This window comes from Pedobacter boryungensis, from assembly GCF_013204825.1.
GTDB lineage: Bacteria > Bacteroidota > Bacteroidia > Sphingobacteriales > Sphingobacteriaceae > Pedobacter > Pedobacter boryungensis.
Genome location: NZ_JABMKV010000001.1, coordinates 1,389,994 through 1,412,547, shown reverse-complemented (window position 1 = coordinate 1,412,547; position 22,554 = coordinate 1,389,994). Strand labels below are relative to the sequence as shown.

The following is a 22,554-nucleotide window of genomic DNA, read 5'->3' as shown; positions in this document are numbered from 1 at the left end:
AATGGAAATAAATCTAATCCGCAAAAGCGGGAAATTTAACTTTGAAGCTAGTAATGAAGCCGGATTTACAGTAGAGCTAGATGCGAAACCTGCTATTGGAGGTGAAGGAAAGGGATTTAGACCAATGGAGACTTTACTTGTTGGTTTAGGTGGGTGCAGCGGCATCGACATGGTAAATGTGCTAACCAAACAAAAGGAGCCATTAGATGATGTTAAAATTAGCATTAAGGCTACAAGAAAAGATGAAGAAATGCCACCGATTTTTGATGTCATTAACATTCATTTCGATTTATTTGGTGAATTGAGTGTAGCCAAAGTTGAACGTGCTTTACAAATGACCTTTGATAAGTATTGTTCTGTATCAAATATCTTAGGCCGCTCTGCAACAATAAATTTTACTTATACAATTCATAAATAGATTAATAAATTGTTTTACGCAAAACGCATTACTATTGAACCGATTATAGTAATGAACTAATGAACCATATTATGTCCGAAAATTTTGAAACCATCGCTATCCGTACCCAGACAGAAAGAAGTAGCCACAAAGAACATTCTGCGCCAATCTATCTAACCTCAAGTTATAAGTTTGATGATGCAGAAGAAATGCGTGCGTTATTCGCAAATGAGAAAGAGGGTAACGTTTATAGTCGCTATTCTAATCCAAACACATCAGAATTTATTGAGAAAATGTGTTTGCTAGAAGGGGCAGAAGATGGATTTGCCACGGCAACGGGTATGGCTGCTATTTTCACAACATTTGGTGCATTTCTAAAAAGTGGCGATCATATCGTTTCAAGTCGCTCGGTTTTTGGTTCAACACATCAATTGTTAACCAATGTGTTTTCTAAATGGGGTGTTACTTTCGATTATGCAGATTTAGATAAACCACAGGATTGGGAAGCGTTAATTAAGCCCAATACTAAAATTGTTTTTGTAGAAACGCCTTCAAACCCGGGAATTGATTTAATTGATTTAGCATTTATTGCTCAGTTATGTAAAAAACATAATGTACTTTTTGTAGTGGATAACTGTTTTGCAACACCTTATTTGCAACAGCCTATAAAATTGGGTGCAGATATTTCTATACATTCAGCAACCAAGTACATCGACGGACAAGGTCGTGTGTTAGGTGGCATCATTTTGGGAAGGAAAGATTTAATTACAGAAGTAATGAACTTTGCTCGTCACAGCGGACCATCATTATCTCCTTTTAATGCTTGGATATTATCAAAAAGCTTAGAAACTTTAGCGGTTCGTATGGATCGTCATTGCGAAAATGCCTTAAAAGTGGCAGAATATTTAGAAAAGCACCCGAAAATTAAGTTGGTAAAATATCCATTCTTAAAATCTCACCCTCAGTATGAAATTGCTAAAAAACAAATGTCACAGGGTGGAGGTATTGTAACTATTGTTGTAAACGGAGGTATTGATGGCGCTCGTAAATTTATGGATGGGCTGAAAATGTTCTCTATCTCAGCGAATTTGGCCGATACACGTTCAATCGCAACACATCCAGCTACCAGTACACATAGCAAATTGACCGAAGAACAACGTTTAGAAGTGGGTATTGAACAAGGTTCGATACGTTTATCTATCGGTTTAGAACATATTAACGATATTATAGCTGATATTGAAGGAGCACTAAAATAAACAGTTAATAGTTTTCAGTTAACAATTATAAAGAGCAAAAGTAATTTTGCTCTTTTTTATGGAGGTATCTTTTGTCCTACTTCAAAATCTCTACAGATTTAACTTTTAATCTTGTGCTGAGATGACGAATATGGATTTTAATGATTTAGTAGAAAAAGTAAGTCAATACGTAACACAATTTTTAAAAGAAAAATTAAGTCCAAAACTTTATTTTCACAATATACTTCATACCAATTATGTGGTTAATGCCGTAAAAGAAATTGGTTTTCAATCTGGTTTAACCCCACAAGAAATGGAAAATGTAATTCTAGCCGCTTGGTTTCACGATACTGGTTATACAGAAGTTTATAAAGATCATGAATTGGTTAGTATAGAGATTGCAACACAATTTTTAGCTGGTTTAGGTATCGTAAATGAAAAGATAGCGGATATTAGATCTTGTATTTTGGCAACAAGATACCCGCAAAAGCCCGAAAATTTAATGGAAATGGTAGTTTGTGATGCTGATTTTTATCATTTTTCTTCAGATCGATATCCTGATTTTGCAGATGCATTAAAAAGAGAATGGGAAGAAACAATAGGTTTAACTTACACTCAAAAGCAATGGGATAACATAAATTGGGAAATGCTTAGCTTTCATCATTATTTTACACCTTATGCGCAAGCTACTCTTCAACTTAAAAAGGAAGAAAACATCAAAAAGTTGGTGCAAAATCTTCAACTATAAAGAAGTATTTTTTGCTGTATTGGGTGTTTACATATTAATTTTCTTACTTTATAAAGCATGAAGATTTTAATTATAGAAGACGAACAGGCGGTTTTGGAGAGCATATTAACTTACTTTACAGAAGAAGGTAATATATGTGAATATGCATCCAATTACTTAATGGCTTCTGAAAAAATAGCACTTTATAATTACGATTGTATTCTTTTAGATTTAGGATTGCCTGATGGCGAAGGTTTAAACTTATTGGAGGAACTTAAAAAACTAAAGAAAAAAGACGGTGTGCTAATTATTTCTGCCAGACATTCTTTAGATGATAAATTAGCAGGACTTGATTTAGGGGCTGATGATTATCTAGTTAAACCCTTTCATTTATCCGAATTAAAGGCAAGAGTAAGCGCAATTGTTCGGCGTAAAAATTACGATGGGCATAATGTTATTGTGTTTAATGAAATTAATGTTGATGTATTTGCCATGCAAACGAGTGTTAATGAACAAACTATTACTTTAACCAGAAAGGAATTTGATTTGTTGGTTTATTTTCTATCCAACAAAGGTAAAGTTGTAACCAAAAATGCAATGGCCGAACATTTATGGGGAGATGAAATGGATATTGCCAATGATTTCGATTTTATTTATACACATATTAAAAATCTTAGGAAAAAATTAATGGAAGCTGGTGCAAAGGATTATCTTCACTCTGTGTATGGTATAGGTTATAAATTTGGTACATCATGAAATTATCTAGTAGATATAACCAAGTAAATATTTTCACCTCATTAATTGCTTTGATTATTACAGGTGTTATTTATTATGTAGTGATACATTTTATATTAACAGATAAACTGGATAAAGATTTAGCAGTTGAAGAGAATGAAATTAACCAATATGTAAAAACCTATCAAAAATTACCATTACCAGCAAGTTATATCGATCAGCAAGTTCATTATAAAGAAGTTAAAGAGATTAACCAAGCTCGAGAATTTAGTTATACCACATATTACAATGCGAAAGAACAAGAAATAGAGCCTGGAAGAAGCTTAATCACTACTATCGCATTAAATGATAAAAAATATGTAGTTACAATCACAAAATCTAGAGTAGAATCAGAAGATTTAGTACGCATAATTTTATTCATCACCCTTGGTATAACCTGTTTTTTACTCATCAGCTTGATATTAATTAATCGTTTTGTGTTAAACAGCTTATGGAAACCTTTTTATACACTCTTAAATCAAATGAAAGCCTATCAAGTATCAAGAATGGGCAAAATTAATAGAGTGCCAACTAAAATTGATGAATTTAATGAATTGAATGACTCTGCAATTGCTATGGCAGCCAGCGTGCAACAAGATTATAAAGAATTGAAGAGTTTTACAGATAATGCATCGCATGAAATGATGACACCTCTAGCTGTGATCAATTCTAAATTAGATTCTCTGTTGCAAACAGAACCATTTACAAAATCACAAGGAGCATTATTAGAAGATATTTATCAAGCAGTTGGGCGTTTGTCAAGGCTCAATCAATCATTGTTATTGTTGGCTAAAATAGAAAATAATTTAATACCTGATTTGCAGGACATTGATATGAAAGAACTCCTTGAAAGCAAAATTAGGCAGTTTCAAGAACTTTTTGAAAAGGATGGACTTCAATTGATTCATCAATTAGAAAGTTGTCAATTAAGAATGAGCAAATATTTAGTAGATATACTGATGAATAATTTGTTTAGCAATGCAGTTCGGCACAATCATAAAGGCGGATTGATTGAAGTGCGATTACAAAAGGATTCGCTGCAATTAATTAATACAGGTAGAGATGCAGGTTTAGAGGGGCAACTTTTTGATAGATTTTCTAAATCTGCTCCTTCAGAAGGTTTAGGGTTAGGTTTAGCCATATCAAAACAAATTTGCGCATTATACGGCTTCACAATCGCGTATACCTATCAAAACGAGAAGCATTTTTTTACCGTTCATTTCTAAGCTGTAGATAGCTACAGAATTACTATAGAATTGAAAACTACTTTTAGGTAAAAATCTATAAATCATGAAAAAAATACTAATTGTAATGGTGATGCTAGGCTTTCTTGCATCAGCAAGTTATGCGCAAAAATTAAATGCTAGTAAAGTACCAGCGGCAGTAAAAACTGCGTTTGCAAAAGCCCATGCTTCAACAAAAGTTAATTGGTCAAAAGAAGAAGTCAATTATGAAGCAGAATTCACTTTAAATGGAAAAGAAACTTCTGAAGTGTATACTGCTGCAGGTGTATTAACTGAAACAGAAGTTGAAATTAAAGTTTCTGAATTTCCTGATGCAGTTAAAATGAAATTAAAAGGCATGAAAGTTACAGAAGCTGCTAAAATAACTAAAGCAGATGGTAGCATTGTGTATGAGGCAGAAGTAAAAGGTAAAGATCTTTTATTTGATGCAAAAGGAAATTCAGTTAAAAAATAAGAGCATTTAAATGGGTTTAAAAAATGTAATAAGTAGCTTGCTATTAACTTTGATAGCAACTACTTGTTTTGCGCAACAGCAGGATACGACGTCGAATGTAAGGCTAAATCCGATAGCCATTAAAAATATTACCGAAGAAATTAAGCCAGAAAGATTTAAAGCTGTTCATTTTATTGCTCCAGCTATTTTGATAGGTTATGGTTTTGCCGCAGTGTATAATAAAGGAGCATTAAAAGAATTGGATGTGAGTACAAAAGCTGAACTCCAAGAAGATCATCCGTTATTTGCAGTTCATGTTGATGACTATGCACAGTTTGCGCCTGCAGTTGCAGTTTGGGGGTTAAATTTTGCTGGCGTAAAAGGAAGACACAATTTGTTTGATGCCTCAATGTTATATGTGACTTCGGCAGCGATAATGGGAGTTTCTACTCACTTTGTTAAACGCGGAGTGCATAGAGAAAGACCAGATAACTCTGGCAACAATTCTTTTCCATCAGGGCATACTGCATCAGCTTTTGCAGCTGCAGAATTTCTATATCAAGAGTTTAAATATAAATCGCCATGGATTGGCTACGCCGGATATTTTGTGGCTACAGCAACTGGTACCCTAAGAATGTATAACAATAAACATTGGTTTAGCGATGTGGTAGCAGGAGCAGGGTTTGGAATTGCTTCTACTAAACTTTCTTATTTAATTTATCCTCACATCAAAAGAATTTTTACCAAAAAAGATGTTACAAATTTATCGGTAATGCCTTATAGACAAGATGGGGCTAATGGATTAATGGCTAGTTATACCTTTTAATGTAACTACAGATTTACTACATATTTGATTGCTACTTTGTAGATTGATGAGATATTTATTTGCTACTCGTGTAAATGCGTAATTGAATGACAATTTATAAGAATTTTCTAATCACTTGCTGCATTACAATGCTTTTGCCTATAGTAATAAAGGCACAAAAGACTTCTCGTAATATTAATTATTTTGTTCAAGAAGCCACTAAATATAGTCCACTTTTAAAAGACTATAAAAACCAAAAACAATCGCTTAAAATAGACAGTATGCTAATTATAGCAGCTGCAAAACCACAAGTTACTGCAAGTTCGGCTGGAATGTATGCGCCTATAATTAAAGGGTATGGTTATGACGAAGCGCTTACTAACGGACAGTCTTTAGAAGCATTGTTAAATGTTAATTATGATTTGCTAAACAAGAAAAAAATCAACAATCAATTACAAGGTATAAAGCTACAAAGTGATTCTATCACCTATGCAGGAGCGCTATCTACTTTCGATTTAAATAAATCAATAATAGACCAATATATTACAGTATATGCAAGTCAGCAAGATGTTAAGTTTAATTTGGATGTTTTTAAGCTATTAAAAAAGGAAGAAACTTTATTGAAAGAGCTCACCAGAAATAATTTTTATAAACAATCAGAATATCTTACTTTTTTAGTGACTTTGCAGCAACAGCAATTAACTTTAAAGCAAGCAGAGTTACAATATCAAAGTGATTATGCAACGCTTAATTATTTATCAGGTGTTACAGATACAACTGTAATTGCTTTAGAAGAACCACAATTGGGCAACCCAATCTTACCAACCGAAACAGGTTTTTTTACTAAAAGATTTGATATAGATAGCCTCAAATACATTAACCAAAAAGAAGCAATCGATTTAAACTATAAACCAAAACTAGGCGTATATGCTAACACTGGTTATAATTCATCTTTTATACTGCAACCCTATAAAAACTTTGGCGCAAGTGTAGGTTTTACGCTTTCAATTCCAATTTACGATGGTCACCAAAAGAAAATGCAGTACGATAAATTAGGTTTTTCTACCCTTACATCAAGTTATTATAAAGATTTTTTTATCCGCCAGCAAAAACAACAACTGTATATGCTTTCTAAACAGATTAGCAATATGGACCAATTATTTGCGCAAATTAACGAGCAAATTAGATTTGCAAAAGGATTAATAGACGTGAATAGTAAACTACTGCATACGGGAGATGTTAAAGTAGCAGATTATATTATTGCCATTAACAATTATATGTCGGCACAAAACTTACTCAGACAAACTAATATTAATCGCATGAAATTAATCAATCAATTTAATTACTGGAATAGATAATGGAAAGGTATATTAAAATTTTAAGTGTATTCATTTTAATAGCTTTTGCTTCTTGTAAGCAATCAGCTGATACCGAAACCGAACAAGAAATAGATCCAATTACACCTGTTCAGGTAACCAATGTAGCCGATAGTTCTTTAACCGAATCAATTGAAGTTACCGCCGTTTCTGCCTATTTAGAAAAAAGCTTTGTAAAGGCAAATATCAATGGGTATGTATTAACCGCAAATGCACAAACTGGCAAACAAGTCAGCAGTAAACAGGTTCTTTTTAGCTTAATTACTAAAGAAGCAAAAGCAATTGGAAATAGTGTAAATAAATTAGACCCCGAGTTGAAGTTTTCTGGTGTTTCTACAATTCGTGCTGCCCAGTCTGGTTTAATTATTCAGGCAAATCACCAAAAAGGAGATTATGTGCAAGATGGAGAAGCGATGGCAACCATCAGCAACAGAAATAGTTTGGTTTTTCTCTTAGATCTTCCTTATGAATACACACAATTAATTAACAGCAACAGAAACTTACAAATTGAATTACCCGATGGACAGAAAATTGCAGGCGTTCTTTCTGGAACAATGCCAGCAGTCGATTCTTTAGCGCAAACTCAACGCTATATCATTAAAGTAAACGCTGGTCATTTGATACCCGAAGGTTTAATTGCAAAAGTTAAACTCACAAAACTTAATCGCCCTAATGCTCAAGTATTACCAAAATCTGCAGTATTAGCTAATGAAACAGAAGATGAGTTTTGGGTAATGAAAATGATAAACGATTCTACAGCAGTAAAAGTTAACGTTAAAAAAGGGATCGAAAACAATAGTGTGATAGAAGTAGTTTCGCCAAAATTCGATAAAAAAGATAGAATTATAACCAGTGGTAACTATGGCATTGCAGATACTGCAAAGGTTAAAATTTTGAAATAAGATGAAAGACTTTTTCATTTCCCATAAAAATCCTATCCTCGCTGTAATTGTTATCATTTTACTTGGCGGCGTATATTCTTTCGAGCAATTAAAAACATCGCTATTTCCCGAAATCACTTTCCCTAAAATAAAAATTATTGCCGAGGCAGAGTTGCAACCAGTAGATAAAATGGTGCTCACAGTTACTCGTCCATTAGAGAATGCGGTAAAACAAGTGCCAGATCTGCAATTGGTAAGAAGTACAACGAGTAGGGGAAGTTGCGAGCTTTCTGCTTACATGAACCCAGGTGCCGATATCGATTTAAGTCAGCAAAGAATTGAAGCGCAAATCGCAAAAATTACAGCTTCATTACCTGCCGGAGTAAATATTTCTGTCGAGAAAATGAACCCCTCAATTTTACCAGTAAGTGGGTACAGTTTAGAAAGCCATACTAAATCTCCTGTCGAATTAAAAAAAATAGCAGACTTTACCGTTAAACCTTTTTTATCTCAGGTAGATGGTGTTTCTGAAATTAGAGTGATAGGAGGCAAAACCAAAGAATATCGGGTAGAACTCAATCCTCAAAAAATGCAGGTATTGGGCATTTCTCCAGAGCAAATTAGCACTACCTTAAGTCAAACCAATTTTATAAAATCCAACGGCTATGTGTCCGAATTTAATTATTTGTACTTATCGGTAACAGACGCAACAGTTAAAACCAAAACAGATTTAGAAGAACTGGTGTTAACGAGAAGAGGAAATAGAATTGTAAAAGTTAAAGACATAGCGAACGTAAAAATACAAGAAAGCGTAGAGTACACCAGAATTAACGCCAACGGAAAAGATGGAATTTTAATAGCCGTAATTAAACAACCTAACGCCAATTTAGTAGACCTTTCTAAAGAAATGTCGCTTAAGGTTGGTAAGCTAAAAAGTATTTTACCTGCCGGAGTTAGCATTAAACCATATTATGTACAAGCAGATTTTGTAAATGAATCTGTTAAAAGCGTTAGGGATAGTTTGTGGATTGGACTAGCACTAGCCATCATTGTGGCCATTATTTTCTTAAGATCAATAAAAGCAAGTGCAACCATACTCATCACTATTCCAATCACCCTGTGTTTAACCGTAATTGCTTTATATTTTATTGGTTATTCTTTAAATATTATGACTTTGGGAGCAATTGCTGCTGCAATTGGATTAATTATAGACGATGCAATTGTAGTGGTAGAGCAAATTCACAGAACGCATGAAGAGCACCCAGAAGAGCCTACTGTAAATCTATTAAGTAAAGCAGTAAGTTACCTTTTCCCTGCCATGCTGGGCTCATCAATTAGTACCATTGTTATTTTTATTCCATTTGTATTAATGACAGGCGTTGCTGGTTCTTATTTTCAGGTAATGACGAACACAATGATTATTACCTTGGTTTGCTCATTCTTTGTTACTTGGATGGTTTTACCAGTAATTTATTTATTACTCACTAAAAACTCAAAACAAAACGCTTCAAATGTAAAATCAAAAACACACGAAGTTAAAACACAAAAATGGGTAGGCTATTTTATTCAACGCAGCTATATCAGTTTTATATTTATTGTACTGCTTGTAATCTCAATTGTATTGGTATTTCCGAGGTTAGAAACAGGCTTTTTACCCGAAATGGACGAAGGTAGTATTGTATTAGACTATGCTACGCCACCAGGAACTTCATTAGCAGAAACCGACAGAATACTGAGAGAGGTAGAAAAAGAATTGGTTAAAATACCCGAAGTAGAAGCCTATTCCCGAAGAACAGGAACGCAAATGGGTTTCTTTATCACCGAACCAAATACTGGCGATTATTTAATTCAATTAAAACATAATAGAGATAAAAGCACAGATGATGTTATTGCAGAAATACGAAGTCATATAGAAAGCACTCAGCCTGTACTAATAGTAGATTTTGGTCAAGTTATTGGCGATATGTTAGGCGATTTAATGAGTTCTACACAACCCATAGAAGTAAAGATATTCGGTAACGAACAAGAAAAATTGCAAGAACTCTCTAAAAAAGTTGCCAACATGGTTACACATGTTAGCGGCACAGCCGATGTATTTGATGGCATTATACTTTCTGGTCCGACTATAAATATTTTACCAAATTTTAACCTACTTGCACAATACGGAATAACACCTGCAAGTTTCCAAATGCAAGTGCAAACAGCAATGCAGGGCAACCTAATTGGCGATTTATATGATAAGCAACAACTTTCGCCCATTCGTATGGTGTATCCAAATAGTAAAAGTTTTGGTGTAGCCGATGTAAGCAACCTTAAAATATTCTTACCAGAAGGAACGGCAATTCCAATTCAAAATTTAGCAAAAGTCGAAATAAAATCGGGCAGTGCCGAAGTAGAACGAGAAAACCTACAATCAATTGGTGTAGTTACAGCAAGGCTAGATAATAGAGATTTAGGTAGTGCAATGAAAGATATTCAGGCTGCAGTAAGTAGTAAAGTTAACCTGCCTTCAGGTTATCATATCGAGTATGGTGGCGCTTACAAAGAACAACAACAATCTTTTTCAGAATTGTTAACCATTTTAATCGCCTCTAGCTTACTCGTTTTTAGTGTGATCTTATTCTTATTTAAAGATTTCAAAATCGCATTTCTAATCCTTTTAATAGCAGTACTTGGAATATCTGGAAGTTATTTAGCATTGTTTATCACACACACACCACTTAATGTAGGTAGTTATACAGGTTTAATAATGATTGTAGGAATTATTGGGGAAAACGCAATTTTTACATACTTACAATTTAAAGAATCGCTACACGAGAAAAGTGTAGATGATGCCATTACCTTTGCCATTTCTACTCGTTTAAGGCCAAAACTAATGACAGCCTTAGGCGCAATTATAGCATTAATGCCACTAGCACTAGGTATTGGCGCAGGAGCACAATTACATCAACCATTAGCAATTGCAGTAATAGGAGGTTTTATAATCGCCTTGCCATTACTACTGATTGTACTTCCAAGCCTAATCCGCAAGTTTTACCACTCATAAAAATCACGTCCTTGCGAAGGAGGTTCTTCACCGACTGCGGCAATCTTCTTAGGGTTAAAATCTTTGTATAGCCAACTGCTAAGTCTGTACTATCAACTGCACTTTGATTATACATTATCATCCGCTTTAAGATTGCTTCGTTCCTCGCAATGACGAGCTTTTTTACCGCCTTTGCGAGGAAGAATGAAGAACCATTCTCCTTAAGGATATTTTTTTTTAAATGATAGGAGGAAATTAAACCATGTAGCAACATAGTGTTTGTAGTATTCCTATGTTGCTATGTGGTTATTATTGTAAAACCTAAACCTTATTTTCCTATTTCCAATATTTGGAAACTTCCTGAAATTCTTTTTGGACGACCTGTTCCTGTAGCCTTTTCAAAATCTGCCGTAGGTAAAAAAAGATGATGAGTAACCGCATCTAAAGCAATTGTTCTAGCACCACTTTTAGTCACAATAGTTTCTTGAACCACAAATTTTTCTGCAGTAACCTCTTTAATGGCTGTGATTGTTCCTTCGCCATTAGAACTATATGCAGTTTTTAAAATAGGATCAAATACTACTCCGTCGCAACCGTCTCCAATAGGAAGACTTGTAATTTGTCTACCTGTTTTAGCATCTAAAATAAGCATTACTCTATTTGCGCAAACTGTGAATAATCTTGAAGATGCTCTATCAATAGCTAAACCACTCGGCTCTTCACCACCATTCAATTTATACCTCGACAAAATCTTAAAAGTTGTGGCGTCAAAACACACAATTTCTCCAGTATCTTCAATATTTACATATATTTTTCCTTTACCATCAGATACACCAGCTTCTGGTTTTCCACCTAATGGGATTGTTGCAAGCACTTTATCTGTTTGTGGATCAATAATACTCGCATCCATACTCTTACCGTTAAAAACGATAACCTTTTTAGAAAAGTCATCAAAAAAAGTAGCATCTGGATTTAGACCTACAGTAATTTGACCAATTACTGATGAAGTACTTAAGTCAAAAACTGTACAAGTTCCAGTTCTTCCATTAGTGGTATATCCTTTTTCAAAAGAACTAGCAATAGCAATTCCATGTACGCCTGACGTATTATGAATTACACCAGTAGAATCACCAGTGTTTTTATTGATGATATTAACTTGATTACCATGTGAAATGTATAAGTTATTGTTTTTCTGATCTACAGAAAGATAATCCCAACCACCGTCACTTTGTATTTTATGGGTTTGTATTAGATGAAAACCTGTTTTTTGTTGAGCAAAACTAGTAGCGCTTAAACCAGTTAAAAAAGCGATTGTAAAAAGCGTATTTTTCATGAATTTATCTTTTTATAAATAAAATCAAACACTCTGTAGTAATTCTGTAGTTTGTTCTAAATCATTAGTTTATAAAATGATAATAATACTACCAGCTACTACTAAGCCAGCACCTATTAATGTTTTAGCATCAATAGGTTCTTTTAAAATTAAAAACGCAAGCCCTAAAGCAATTGCCACACTTAATTTATCTATTGGGGCAACTTTAGATACATTTCCAGTTTCTAGCGCTTTAAAATAAAATATCCACGATAACCCTGTGGCAATGCCAGATAAAGCCAAAAAAATTAGATTGTTTTTAGTAATTGATTTTAGTTCGCGTATTTCGCCACTGGCCAAAACAATTCCCCACGCAATAAAAAGAATTACAATCGTACGAATAGCAGTAGCAACATTTCCATTAATTCCTTTAATACCAATCTTAGCTAAAATGGCGGTTGCAGCAGCAAAAACTGCAGAAAGCACGGCATATAATTTCCACATTGTTTTTTATAAATCTAGTTCAAGATACCAAATTTTAAAGTATTCTATTTACTAATTATCAACTTTAGTACTAAAATAGTTACTACAAAATTCATACAGAATTTAAGGCTAATTATGTGGCAAAATTATATATATGTACAAAAAGTTAATCTTTAGTTTGGTTCTCGTAATCGCTTCTCCATTTATTTTATATGCACAAAATAATGGCTCTATTTCAGGTAAAATTGTAGAAATATCAACAGGACAACCCTTAGAATTTGTAACGGTGGTATTAATGAAGGCTGGGAGTGATGGCGTTTTAAAACAAGAAGTAACCAATGCAAAAGGAATATATAAATTTACTACAGTAGCAGATGGCACTTATTATCTAATTGCAAGCTATATTGGTTTTAAAAATTATAAAACTGCCAATTTAACTCTTGGTGATAATCAAAGAAAGCTAAATCACGATATCAGCCTAGATGGAGGGACAAAAAGCCTAAATGAGGTTGTAGTTACATCTAAGAAACAACTTTATAGTAATTCTATCGATCGCAAAATTTATAACGTTGATCAAGATATCATGGCAAAATCTGGTTCGGCTAGTGAAGTATTGCAAAATGTGCCCTTAGTGCAGGTTGATATTGATGGTAATGTAAGTTTAAGAAACTCTTCAGCTACTATCTTAATTAATGGTAAGGTTTCGCCTATTATGGGGAAAAATGCAGCTGCAGCTTTACAACAATTGCCTGCAAATAGTATTGCCAGAATTGAGGTAATTACAAATCCATCAGCAAAATACAAACCAGATGGCACTGGAGGTATAATTAATATCGTACTTAAAAAGAATACAAAAAGAGGATTGAATGGTGGCGTAACAGCAAATGTTGGTAATCAGGAAAGATACAACGCAAGTGTGAATGCCAATTATCATCCAGGCAAGGTAAATCTATTTGGAAGTTATAGTATTAAACAAGATGATCGCTTACGTTTAACTACAAATAATAGAACACAAACTGATCCAGCAACTAATACATCTAACTATTATAAAGATAATATTAGTGCCAAAACACGCCCATTTTCGAATACCGCCACACTTGGAATGGATTATGCAATTGATAGTAATAACAGCATAGGGATTTCTGGAAATTATTACCTGCGTACCATGCATAAACATGATTTTACTCTAAAAAATGTAAGTAATAACTCGGGTTTAATTTCTGATTATGATAGAACGAGAACGAATTATGAATATGAAAGAGAAGTTGATGGAACATTCTTCTTTGAGCATAATTTTAAAAAAGAAGAGCATAAAATACGATTAGAGCTTAATGCTTCCCACTCTCCAGAGGTAGAAGATAATCATTACGTAAATGCATATAGAGTGCCTGCTGGTGCAAATCAATTGGATAATACACTAATTAAACAAACCCAAGATAACAAACAGCTTACCGTTAGCTATGAAAATCCAATAGCAGAAAATACTAAATTGGAATTAGGTTACGATGGCCAATACAATCGGCAAGATTTAGATTTTTATGGAGAAGCCTATAATTATTCACAACAAAAATTCATCGCAGATGCGCTAAAAACCAATCGTTTTATTTACAACGAAAATATTCATGCTTTTTATGGCACTATAGAACAATCTTGGAAAAAATTTGGTGCAATGTTAGGCTTACGAGGCGAATTTTCTGATATAAACTCTCATCTTATTACCACTACTGTAACCATTCCTAATCATTATTTTAAAGTTTATCCAACGCTGCATTTAACGTATAATCTATCAGATAGTAGAGAATTGCAGTTAAATTATAGTAGGAGGGTTCATAGACCAGAAGGAGATGATTTAAATCCGTTTGCAGAATATGCAGATCCAACTAATATTCGTGTGGGTAATCCGCATCTTTTGCCAGAAATTATTCATTCGGTAGAATTAGGTTATCAATGGAAAAACAATGATTTTACAATTTTACCAGGTATTTATTATCGATATAAATACAATGGCTTTACTTCTATTACAGCTCCGTTAAATAGCACAACGTTAATTACTACACAACAAAATTTAGCAAACGACAAAGCTATTGGTGCCGATGTGGTGTTCTCGGCTAATATTAATGATAAATTGTTTATTAACCTTACCCCCAATGCATTTTATAACCAAATTGATGCATCTAACTTAGGGTATAGCGCAAAAAAGAACACATTTACATGGAGCGCTAATTTTAATTCGAGCTATAGCATCAGTAAAAGTGCCACAATTCAAGTAAATTCAAATTATAGGTCAGCTCGCTTAACTCCACAAGGAAAATACCTGCCAAGTTTTGTTTTTAATTTTGGGTTAAGAAAAGATATTCTTCAAAAGAAAGGTTCTTTGTATTTCACAATGTCTGATGTGTTTAAGACGCAAAGACAAGAAGCAGAATTAAGCAGTCCGTTGTTAACCCAACATGTGATTACTAAAAGCAATTCACGAATTGGATATTTAGGTATCAGCTATAATTTTGGTGTAGTGAAGAAAAAGAAAGAGCTAACTTTTGATAACTCCTTATAGAGAATTGGGGTTGCCACTGTGATTGCAAACCAAAAAGGTAGTTTGTTGTGTATTTGTTAAGGTCTTGTTCGAGAGTCCTTCGGTAAAACATCCTTTTTCCCGAACAAGACCTTAACAAAAGTTAATATTTTAAGCTGATTTTTAGGTTTGCTTTTTAGTTTACAATTCATTTAGTTTTAGCTAATGTTGAGCTGTTAAATTTAGATGGAAGCTGCTAATTTCCAACTAACTTATATAATCCCTATCCTCATCGCTCAATGTAGATTTGTTCTCATTAGCCTGATGGTTTTCAATCTCCTGGTCGTAACTACTCACTGTTTTTCGTGGTCTGCCAGCTATAAAACCCAAAATAAAACCAATTAAAACACAAATTCCAATTACAATTAACTTCGAAACAGCAACAGGCTGTCCAATAATAAAATCGAATTCAACTGCCTCGCTATTAATCATCAAGAAAATGGTTAAAAGTGCAGTAATAAGAATGATGAAAATAGTTTTAGCTTTCATTTTATTTTAAATAAATTCCCTTTAGGAGAAGTAGCGATTAAAAACTGTAATTAAATAGTAATTCTAAGATAGGGTTTTGATTGTAAATTTTATTAACAAATACAACCCTTGCGCCCAAATCTACTATCGGCTGATAACGCAATAGGTTTATACTACTACGCAATTCTACGCCAAAAGTTTTAGGTTGTGTTAAATTTGTTTCTAAACCAATGTTTTCATAGTGACTAAATACTCCACCTCTTAAATTTCTAATGTAGGCTAAAGAACCAATTTCTGCATCTGGAAAAGCAATTGGGAAACGGTAATTAAGCAATAAGGTATTTTTTAACTCACTTTTAGCATTAATTTGTCCATAGCCATATACCGTATTAATTTCAGTATTAAATTTTAAAGCGCCACTGCTTTCTTGATAATTGAAACTTGCCATCAAAGAATGGTTTTTAGCCAGTCCAGGGAAATAGAAAGCACTTTCAACAGCGAATAAATCGCCCGTTAAGCGTTTATCGAAAGGTTGGTTAAAATAACTTAAATTAACAATTTGTGCCCATTTAGGAGCGATATCTCTCTCGGTAGTTCGTGTACTGTGACTAAAACCGAATTTATAATTTAGTGGGAATTTGATGGTTTTGTTAAACAACATAGCTTCTTTTGGGGCAAAATTTCTTTGCGTGTAACTTGTTCCTAGCTCTGCTAAAAAACTGTAGTTATGTTGGTATGCGCTAAAATTCAGTGGAACACTTGCTTTTAGCTCAAGATGATTTTCTCGCCAATTCGCTTGATTTACGGCATTCCCTAGTCTATAAAACCCAGTTCGAGGTCTGTTGGTAAACTTTGCGTTTAAAATAGGATATAAGCCCTTAAAGCTAAAACCAGCACTATAAGCTATTTTTCTCAAGTCGCTATAGTAATCAATCCCTGCCGAAAAATCTAAAATGTTTAATAAATCGTTAGATTTTAAATATAAACCTAGTCTGTCATCTTCATCTATTGTTGGACTTACACTATGAAAATTAAAAAGATGCGCTAAAGGTTGGTAAGGCTTAGATTGGTAAATGCTATCTGGAATATTTTTGAAAATGTTGTTGTTTTCTTGTTTATCAGCTGCTGCGCCAAAATACACAAAGTGATTTTCTTGAGTTTCCTTTGGTGAAATAGGTGTTTTTGAAATTTCATAACCCATCACTTTGTAATTATTAAAAATGATTGATTGGCAATCAGTAGTCAAGCTGGGATTAAAAGCGCCGTATTTTGCGGCTGTTAGCGCCGTTATTTTTTTGGTACTAGGGTTTATGTTGTAAATGTTGTCAATTCCGCTTATGTGAGCGTTAAATGCAATTTCATCACCAATAAATGTTGGTCTGCTTAGTTGCTGTGTTGTTTCGCTTATTAATTGGGTTATATTTCCAGTTTTATCTTGTAACCAAAGGGATTTTCCTTTTTCATTAACACTAATCCAACAAAGTTGAGAGCCATCTATATTTAATGCTGGAGTTTGTAAAATAAAATTTTCAGGATTTGGATACGTCTTATTAATTTTTCCAGTTTGTGGATCTAGTTCCACCAAATTGCAACGATTGCTTAAATCGATCTGTACAGCAACAATCTTTTTCCCATCGCCAGAAATGGTAGGAGAAAAGAGCCTAGTTTTAAATGTTAATTGACGCTTGGTTTGTTTTTCGAAATCGTAAATGCAAATTACACTATAACTTCTTTGCCTGTAACGCGGGTCAAATCTTATCTCGTCCCAAATCAATTTTCCATTCCCATAACTAAACCAAGGTTGTTCCTGATAACCGATTTTAAATAACTCTTTTTCATTTTTGCGCTCATCAATACTTACAAAAGTTGCGGTTTCTGCTTTAGTTTGCTTTAAAGCGAGTATATGTTTGTTCGCTAATTCAGTCGGCAAAAAATAATTACTGGCATATTTCGCAGGGCGATTTAAGCTTTTATAACTTTCGCTTTTGTTTAATTTATCTTGTTTTGCCCATTCATTTTCCAATTGAGCAACCATTTTTAAATAATATTTCTTGGTACTGTTACCTGTAAATTTTTTTAAGCTCTGAGAAAAAGGATACAGCCTCAATGGACTATCATGAATTGCGGTGAGTAAACTGTCTTGTATGCTTTCCCCAAATTCTTTTTTAAGGTTCGCGACCATCAAGTATCCTAATTGATAATATCCTGGTGTTTGATCTTTATCCGATCCAAAATAAGCTTTTGAATAGGAGAATTTTTTTTCACTCAATAACGAAGTTCGGAAAGGCATAATCCATGAAGGTTGTCTGCCACGACCAACATTTGTTAAGGAAGTTTCGGAGTTCACAGCATCACCTTCAAAAAACCAAGTCGGGATACTTAAGCCCATGTATGCAAAATAAATTTCTTCTGGAAATGGATGAGCTTTTCCACCGGTCATTTTATCGAACTGTGCCACATGCCTAAGCTCATGAACTGCTAAATTATTTAACCAATCTTGACTGTCAAATTGCTGCGGAGGAGTGGTGTAAAATTGCACCTTTTTTGGAGCCAATTGAACAAAGCCATTTGCTATTGTTCCGCGGTTTTGAAACACAATTGGAATGCTCGTTTTTTGGCGAATTAAAGTTTGTCCAACATACGGGTAAATATGACCAATCGTATTTACCATTCTTTGTGCTTCTTTTTCTAACTCGGTGGGGTAGACGAGTGTAAAGCCGTTGCTGTGAATTTGCCTCCATTTTACACTAAGTGGGTTCTGTTCGCTGTCAAAAATTTGCCCAAAAACACTAACTGAAATAAAAGTTAATATAATTGTATGTAAAATGCTGATTTTCAATTTTATATTTGATTTATTTATATTCATTTAGATGGCTTGCTAAGGATATTAGTTTTTTGGTCTTTTTTGAACTGCTTTCACATTATTTTTTAATTTATATTAATTTATTTAAAATATTGATTCTTAATAAATTATATATTTTATTTATTTAGTTGAAATAGCTGATCTTTATACAAGATTTAGGTGTTTAAGAGCGTTAAATAGGGTTTTATCGAATTATGATTATCCTTTTAATTTGTTGGTGTTAAGATACACTATTTATGTTGATTTTAAAGCAAAAATTTTCTTATAATTTTTTAAAAAGTATACATTTTGGTAATTAACCGTATGGCAAATAAGCCCAATTTTTGAGGAAAATAAATCGAATAAATAAGGGTTTTTACTAGCTTTTTTACACCTTCTTTTTGTCAAAATTTAGGGGCGATTTAGGTGCGGAAATAGGCTATTTATTTACCAGTTTTGCTAGGTGAAATTACACCATAAAAAGGGCTATTTTGGGCTTTGTTTTTAAGTATGGAAAAACATATCCCCTACCCTAGAGTGGGGGCGCCAATTAGCTTGATTTTTGCTCCTAATTCCGTTAAAAATGAAAGCCAAAAAATGTTGCTGAATACTTAAAAATTAGTGCATAAAAAATCCAACTTACATCAACAATTAATCATCACTTGGCAAGAAATAATCGGATTAAGGCTACTAAAAATAGAGCGCTATTAACTCTTATTTTTACGTTTTTTATAAATTGGATACAGGAACACCGCGGCTAAAATTAACAGTGAACCTAAATAAAAACCCGATGTCATATGTTCTTTACTTCCAAATAAAATGAAGGCCAAAACAATGCCATAAACAGGTTCTAAATTGGTAATTAAGGCAACTCTAAAGGCAGATAATGTGCGCATAACTCCTACACCCGCTACGTATGCTAAAGCGGTACATATTGTACCTAAAAGAAGAAGATAAAACCAATCAATTCCACTTAAATTGAAACTTTCAGTATATAAACTTTTATCAAATAAACGATAGATGGTTATCCAGAAGAAGGCTCCTGTCATTTCGTAAAATCCTATTATACTAGGGCCAGTTTTTTGAACCAATGTTGAATTTATAGTCGAAAAAAAACTTGCTGCAACCGCAGAGCAAAGCCCAAAGATTATTCCTGTGGTGTATTTGGTTTCAAATTTAAAAATCAAATAAATGCCTAGAATAATTAATAAGCCAATAAAGATATCTCCTTTAGAAATGTTCTGTTTTTTCAGAATTGGCTCTAAAATGGCTATAAATAAGGTTACTGAAGATAAACAAATTAAACTTACAGATACATTAGCCACTTTAATAGAGTGAAAAAAGAAAATCCAATGCATGGCGACAATGCTTCCTGTAAAAAAGAATTGTAGAAATTGTTTTCTACTTATTTTAATACTGGTTTTAGTAAGCGTAAAATAGGCAAATAAGCTTATGCTAGCAATTAAAACACGATACCAAACTAATTGAACCGCGTCAATTGAAATTAAGGCTCCTAAAATGCCTGTAAATCCCCAAATAAAGACGGTAATATGTAAGATGAGGAGGTTTCTGTTTTCGTGTGCTTTAAGATCGGAGTTCATTATTTTGGAGCTCTTCTAAGTAGATACAAGCCTAAAATCCCAAAGAATAGTGTTGGCAGTAATACCGCTAATAAGGGAGATAGGCCACCTTTAGTAGAAAACATTTTTGCAAATTGATTAAAAACAATATAGGCGAAACTTAAAATAATGCCTATTCCGAGTGGCAAACCAACGCCACCACGTACTTTTCGAGAGGACAACGCTACACCAATTAATGTTAATATAAAAGCAGATAGCGGTTGGAACCAGCGTTTGTATTGTTCAAAAAGCAAATCGCTCATTATTCCTGAGCCTCTTGTTCTTTCTTTTTTAATCTTGTCGGATAATTCTTTTCCGCTCATACTCTCAAAAACGTTCTGATAAACAGAGAAATCATCTGGTTTCATATCAAGTACAGTATCTTTTTGTAAAGCAGATCCGTAAATCATAGATTCTTTCATGCCATCTACATTTCTAACGGTATAGTTGGTTAACTTCCAAACTTTTTTAACGGAATCGTAAGAAATTTGATCAGCAATCAGCTTTTTCTTAAGAATATCACCTTTAAATTTATCAAGCGAAAAACGATAACCTATATTAGTTCTATTGTCGAAATTTTCGAGATAGATATAGGTATTACTATCAATTTTCATGTGAATATTCGTTTTTGTATAGGCTTTATCTTTGTCAATAACCTCGTTCTCAAATTTATTTTTAATCCTATTGGTATAAGGAAGGATATATAAATTCGATAATAAATTAACCGAGAAAATGATAAATGCAGAGATGAAATAAGGTCTTAAAAAACGGTTAAAACTTACTCCGCCACTTAAAATTGGCACAATTTCAGTTTGATCGGCCATTTTAGCCGTGAAAAATATAACCGCAATAAAATTAATCAACGGCGATAGCATGTTTACATAAAATGGAATAGAACCAGCATAATAATCGGTGATGGTTTGCCAAATGGTCATGTCCTTTTCCAAAAAATCATCTAATTTTTCAGAAAGATCAAAGATCACGATGATAATTACGAACAAAACCAAGGTATACACAAACGTGCCTAGGTATTTGCCTATAATAAATCCATCAATAATTTTTAAACGCTGCCTGATGTATTTCATTTACAATTTATTACCTAATATAGTCACCATTTTGTTCTTCCAAGCGTAAAACTCTCCCGAAATGATTTTTTCTCGAGCTTCATTCACTAACCATAAGTAAAAATGCAAATTATGAAGTGTAGCAATTTGCGCACCTAATATCTCTTTAGAATGCATTAAATGTCTTAAATATGCTTTAGAATATACTTGATCTGCGTATAAATCGCTATCTGCATCTATAGGAGAGAAGTCATTTTCCCATTTTTTATTGCTGATGTTAATAATACCATTGCGTGTAAATAACATCCCATTTCTGGCATTTCTTGTTGGCATTACACAATCAAACATGTCTACTCCTAATGCAATATTTTCTAAAATATTGATCGGCGTACCAACTCCCATTAAATACCTAGGCTTATCTGTAGGTAAAATATCACAAACAACTTCCGTCATTCCGTACATTTCTTCAGCAGGTTCTCCAACAGATAAACCACCAATGGCGTTACCTTCTCTATCCATTGAGGCTATAAATTCGGCAGATTTTACACGTAAATCTTTATAAACTGAGCCTTGTACAATTGGAAAAAGCGTTTGGTCAAAACCATATTTAGGTTCTGTTGTATCAAAACGATGGCAACAACGCTTTAACCATCTGTGAGTCATGTTAATGGAATTAGCTGCGTACTTGTAATCGCAAGGATAAGGAGTACATTCATCAAAAGCCATGATGATATCTGCGCCAATGGTACGCTGAATATCCATCGCATATTCTGGTGTAAACAAATGTTTTGACCCATCTATGTGAGATCGAAAAGTAACGCCCTCTTCTTTAATCTTACGAACTTTGCTTAAAGAATAGACTTGATAACCTCCACTATCTGTTAGAATTGGCTTATCCCATCCAATAAATTTATGCAAACCACCAGCAGGTTCAATAATATCTAAACCTGGTCTAAGGTATAAATGATAGGTATTTCCTAAAATTATCTGTGCTTTAATGTCTTCTTTTAGTTCTCTTTGATGTACTGCTTTTACTGTTCCGGCAGTACCAACAGGCATAAAAATTGGTGTTTTAATATCGCCATGGGCAGTTGTAACTGTTCCCGCTCTGGCTTTTGATGACGGGTCGTTAGCCTGTAAAGTAAATTTCATATTGTGTATATCCTCTTCAAAAATCTGTCAAAAATAGCAAGAATAATCGTTATTAGTTTCTCGTTTCTTGTTGTTTATTGCAAAGATGAAGTTGAATAATACACAAAGAACTAAGAACTACAAAAAATTATCAACATAAAGCCAC

18 protein-coding genes are annotated in these 22,554 nt (G+C 33.6%); 11 read left to right on the top strand and 7 right to left on the bottom strand.

The features are described 5' to 3' along the window. The first annotated feature begins 1 nt into the window (after position 1). The 10 genes from HQN85_RS06135 to HQN85_RS06090 all read left to right on the top strand — a co-directional run bounded on the left by HQN85_RS06135 (position 2) and on the right by HQN85_RS06090 (position 10,918). Complete coding sequence (locus HQN85_RS06135) at positions 2-418, top strand: OsmC family protein (protein ID WP_173270042.1); 417 nt, start codon at positions 2-4, stop codon at positions 416-418. A 71-nt stretch (positions 419-489) separates the two neighbouring features. After that, positions 490-1,653 (top strand): O-succinylhomoserine sulfhydrylase, encoded by a 1,164-nt coding sequence (locus tag HQN85_RS06130; RefSeq protein WP_216847229.1) that lies wholly within the window; start codon positions 490-492, stop codon positions 1,651-1,653. A 121-nt stretch (positions 1,654-1,774) separates the two neighbouring features. After that, a complete protein-coding gene (locus HQN85_RS06125) occupies positions 1,775-2,380 on the top strand; it encodes an HD domain-containing protein (RefSeq protein WP_173270039.1) in 606 nt (201 codons plus the stop codon). 57 nt (positions 2,381-2,437) lie between these two features. After that, on the top strand, positions 2,438-3,115 hold the full coding sequence (locus HQN85_RS06120; protein ID WP_173270036.1) for a response regulator transcription factor: 678 nt from the start codon (positions 2,438-2,440) through the stop codon (positions 3,113-3,115). Next, positions 3,112-4,359 carry a sensor histidine kinase gene (locus HQN85_RS06115; RefSeq protein ID WP_173270034.1) on the top strand — a complete coding sequence of 416 codons (1,248 nt, stop codon included), beginning with the start codon at positions 3,112-3,114 and terminating at the stop codon, positions 4,357-4,359. The genes HQN85_RS06120 and HQN85_RS06115 overlap by 4 nt, the downstream gene beginning before the upstream one ends. Before the next feature lie 64 nt (positions 4,360-4,423). Beyond that, positions 4,424-4,831 carry a hypothetical protein gene (locus HQN85_RS06110; RefSeq protein ID WP_173270031.1) on the top strand — a complete coding sequence of 136 codons (408 nt, stop codon included), beginning with the start codon at positions 4,424-4,426 and terminating at the stop codon, positions 4,829-4,831. Positions 4,832-4,841: 10 nt separating this feature from the next. Next, positions 4,842-5,636 (top strand): phosphatase PAP2 family protein, encoded by a 795-nt coding sequence (locus HQN85_RS06105; protein WP_173270028.1) that lies wholly within the window; start codon positions 4,842-4,844, stop codon positions 5,634-5,636. A 128-nt stretch (positions 5,637-5,764) separates the two neighbouring features. Next, positions 5,765-6,973: a TolC family protein gene (locus tag HQN85_RS06100; RefSeq protein ID WP_173270025.1), complete on the top strand. Its 1,209-nt coding sequence runs from the start codon at positions 5,765-5,767 to the stop codon at positions 6,971-6,973. After that, the gene (locus HQN85_RS06095) at positions 6,973-7,893 is read left to right on the top strand and encodes an efflux RND transporter periplasmic adaptor subunit (protein ID WP_173270022.1); all 921 of its coding nucleotides are present in this window, start codon (positions 6,973-6,975) and stop codon (positions 7,891-7,893) included. The genes HQN85_RS06100 and HQN85_RS06095 overlap by 1 nt, the downstream gene beginning before the upstream one ends. A 1-nt stretch (position 7,894) precedes the next feature. After that, positions 7,895-10,918, top strand: a complete 3,024-nt coding sequence (locus HQN85_RS06090) for an efflux RND transporter permease subunit (RefSeq protein ID WP_173270018.1) — start codon at positions 7,895-7,897, stop codon at positions 10,916-10,918. Between the two features lie 307 nt (positions 10,919-11,225). Here HQN85_RS06090 and HQN85_RS06085 read toward each other — a convergent pair whose 3' ends face one another. Next, complete coding sequence (locus HQN85_RS06085; RefSeq protein ID WP_173270016.1) at positions 11,226-12,230, bottom strand: YncE family protein; 1,005 nt, start codon at positions 12,228-12,230, stop codon at positions 11,226-11,228. 69 nt (positions 12,231-12,299) lie between these two features. Further along, positions 12,300-12,713 carry an EamA family transporter gene (locus tag HQN85_RS06080; protein ID WP_173270013.1) on the bottom strand — a complete coding sequence of 138 codons (414 nt, stop codon included), beginning with the start codon at positions 12,711-12,713 and terminating at the stop codon, positions 12,300-12,302. A gap of 133 nt (positions 12,714-12,846) precedes the next feature. On the opposite strand from HQN85_RS06080, the gene HQN85_RS06075 reads away from it, so the two are divergent. Next, a complete protein-coding gene (locus HQN85_RS06075; protein WP_173270010.1) occupies positions 12,847-15,246 on the top strand; it encodes an outer membrane beta-barrel family protein in 2,400 nt (799 codons plus the stop codon). A 225-nt stretch (positions 15,247-15,471) separates the two neighbouring features. Here the strand turns inward: HQN85_RS06075 and HQN85_RS06070 are convergent, their stop codons facing one another. From HQN85_RS06070 to tgt, 5 genes are all read right to left on the bottom strand, one after another. After that, positions 15,472-15,753: a lipopolysaccharide assembly protein LapA domain-containing protein gene (locus HQN85_RS06070; protein WP_173270007.1), complete on the bottom strand. Its 282-nt coding sequence runs from the start codon at positions 15,751-15,753 to the stop codon at positions 15,472-15,474. A gap of 37 nt (positions 15,754-15,790) precedes the next feature. Continuing rightward, positions 15,791-18,598: a TolB family protein gene (locus HQN85_RS06065; RefSeq protein ID WP_173270005.1), complete on the bottom strand. Its 2,808-nt coding sequence runs from the start codon at positions 18,596-18,598 to the stop codon at positions 15,791-15,793. 683 nt (positions 18,599-19,281) lie between these two features. Continuing rightward, positions 19,282-20,175, bottom strand: a complete 894-nt coding sequence (locus HQN85_RS06060; protein ID WP_173270002.1) for a DMT family transporter — start codon at positions 20,173-20,175, stop codon at positions 19,282-19,284. After that, on the bottom strand, positions 20,175-21,278 hold the full coding sequence (locus HQN85_RS06055) for an LptF/LptG family permease (protein WP_173269999.1): 1,104 nt from the start codon (positions 21,276-21,278) through the stop codon (positions 20,175-20,177). Before HQN85_RS06055 ends, HQN85_RS06060 begins: the two co-directional genes overlap by 1 nt. Then, the gene (gene tgt / locus HQN85_RS06050; protein ID WP_173269997.1) at positions 21,279-22,409 is read right to left on the bottom strand and encodes a tRNA guanosine(34) transglycosylase Tgt; all 1,131 of its coding nucleotides are present in this window, start codon (positions 22,407-22,409) and stop codon (positions 21,279-21,281) included. Positions 22,410-22,554 lie beyond the last annotated feature (145 nt).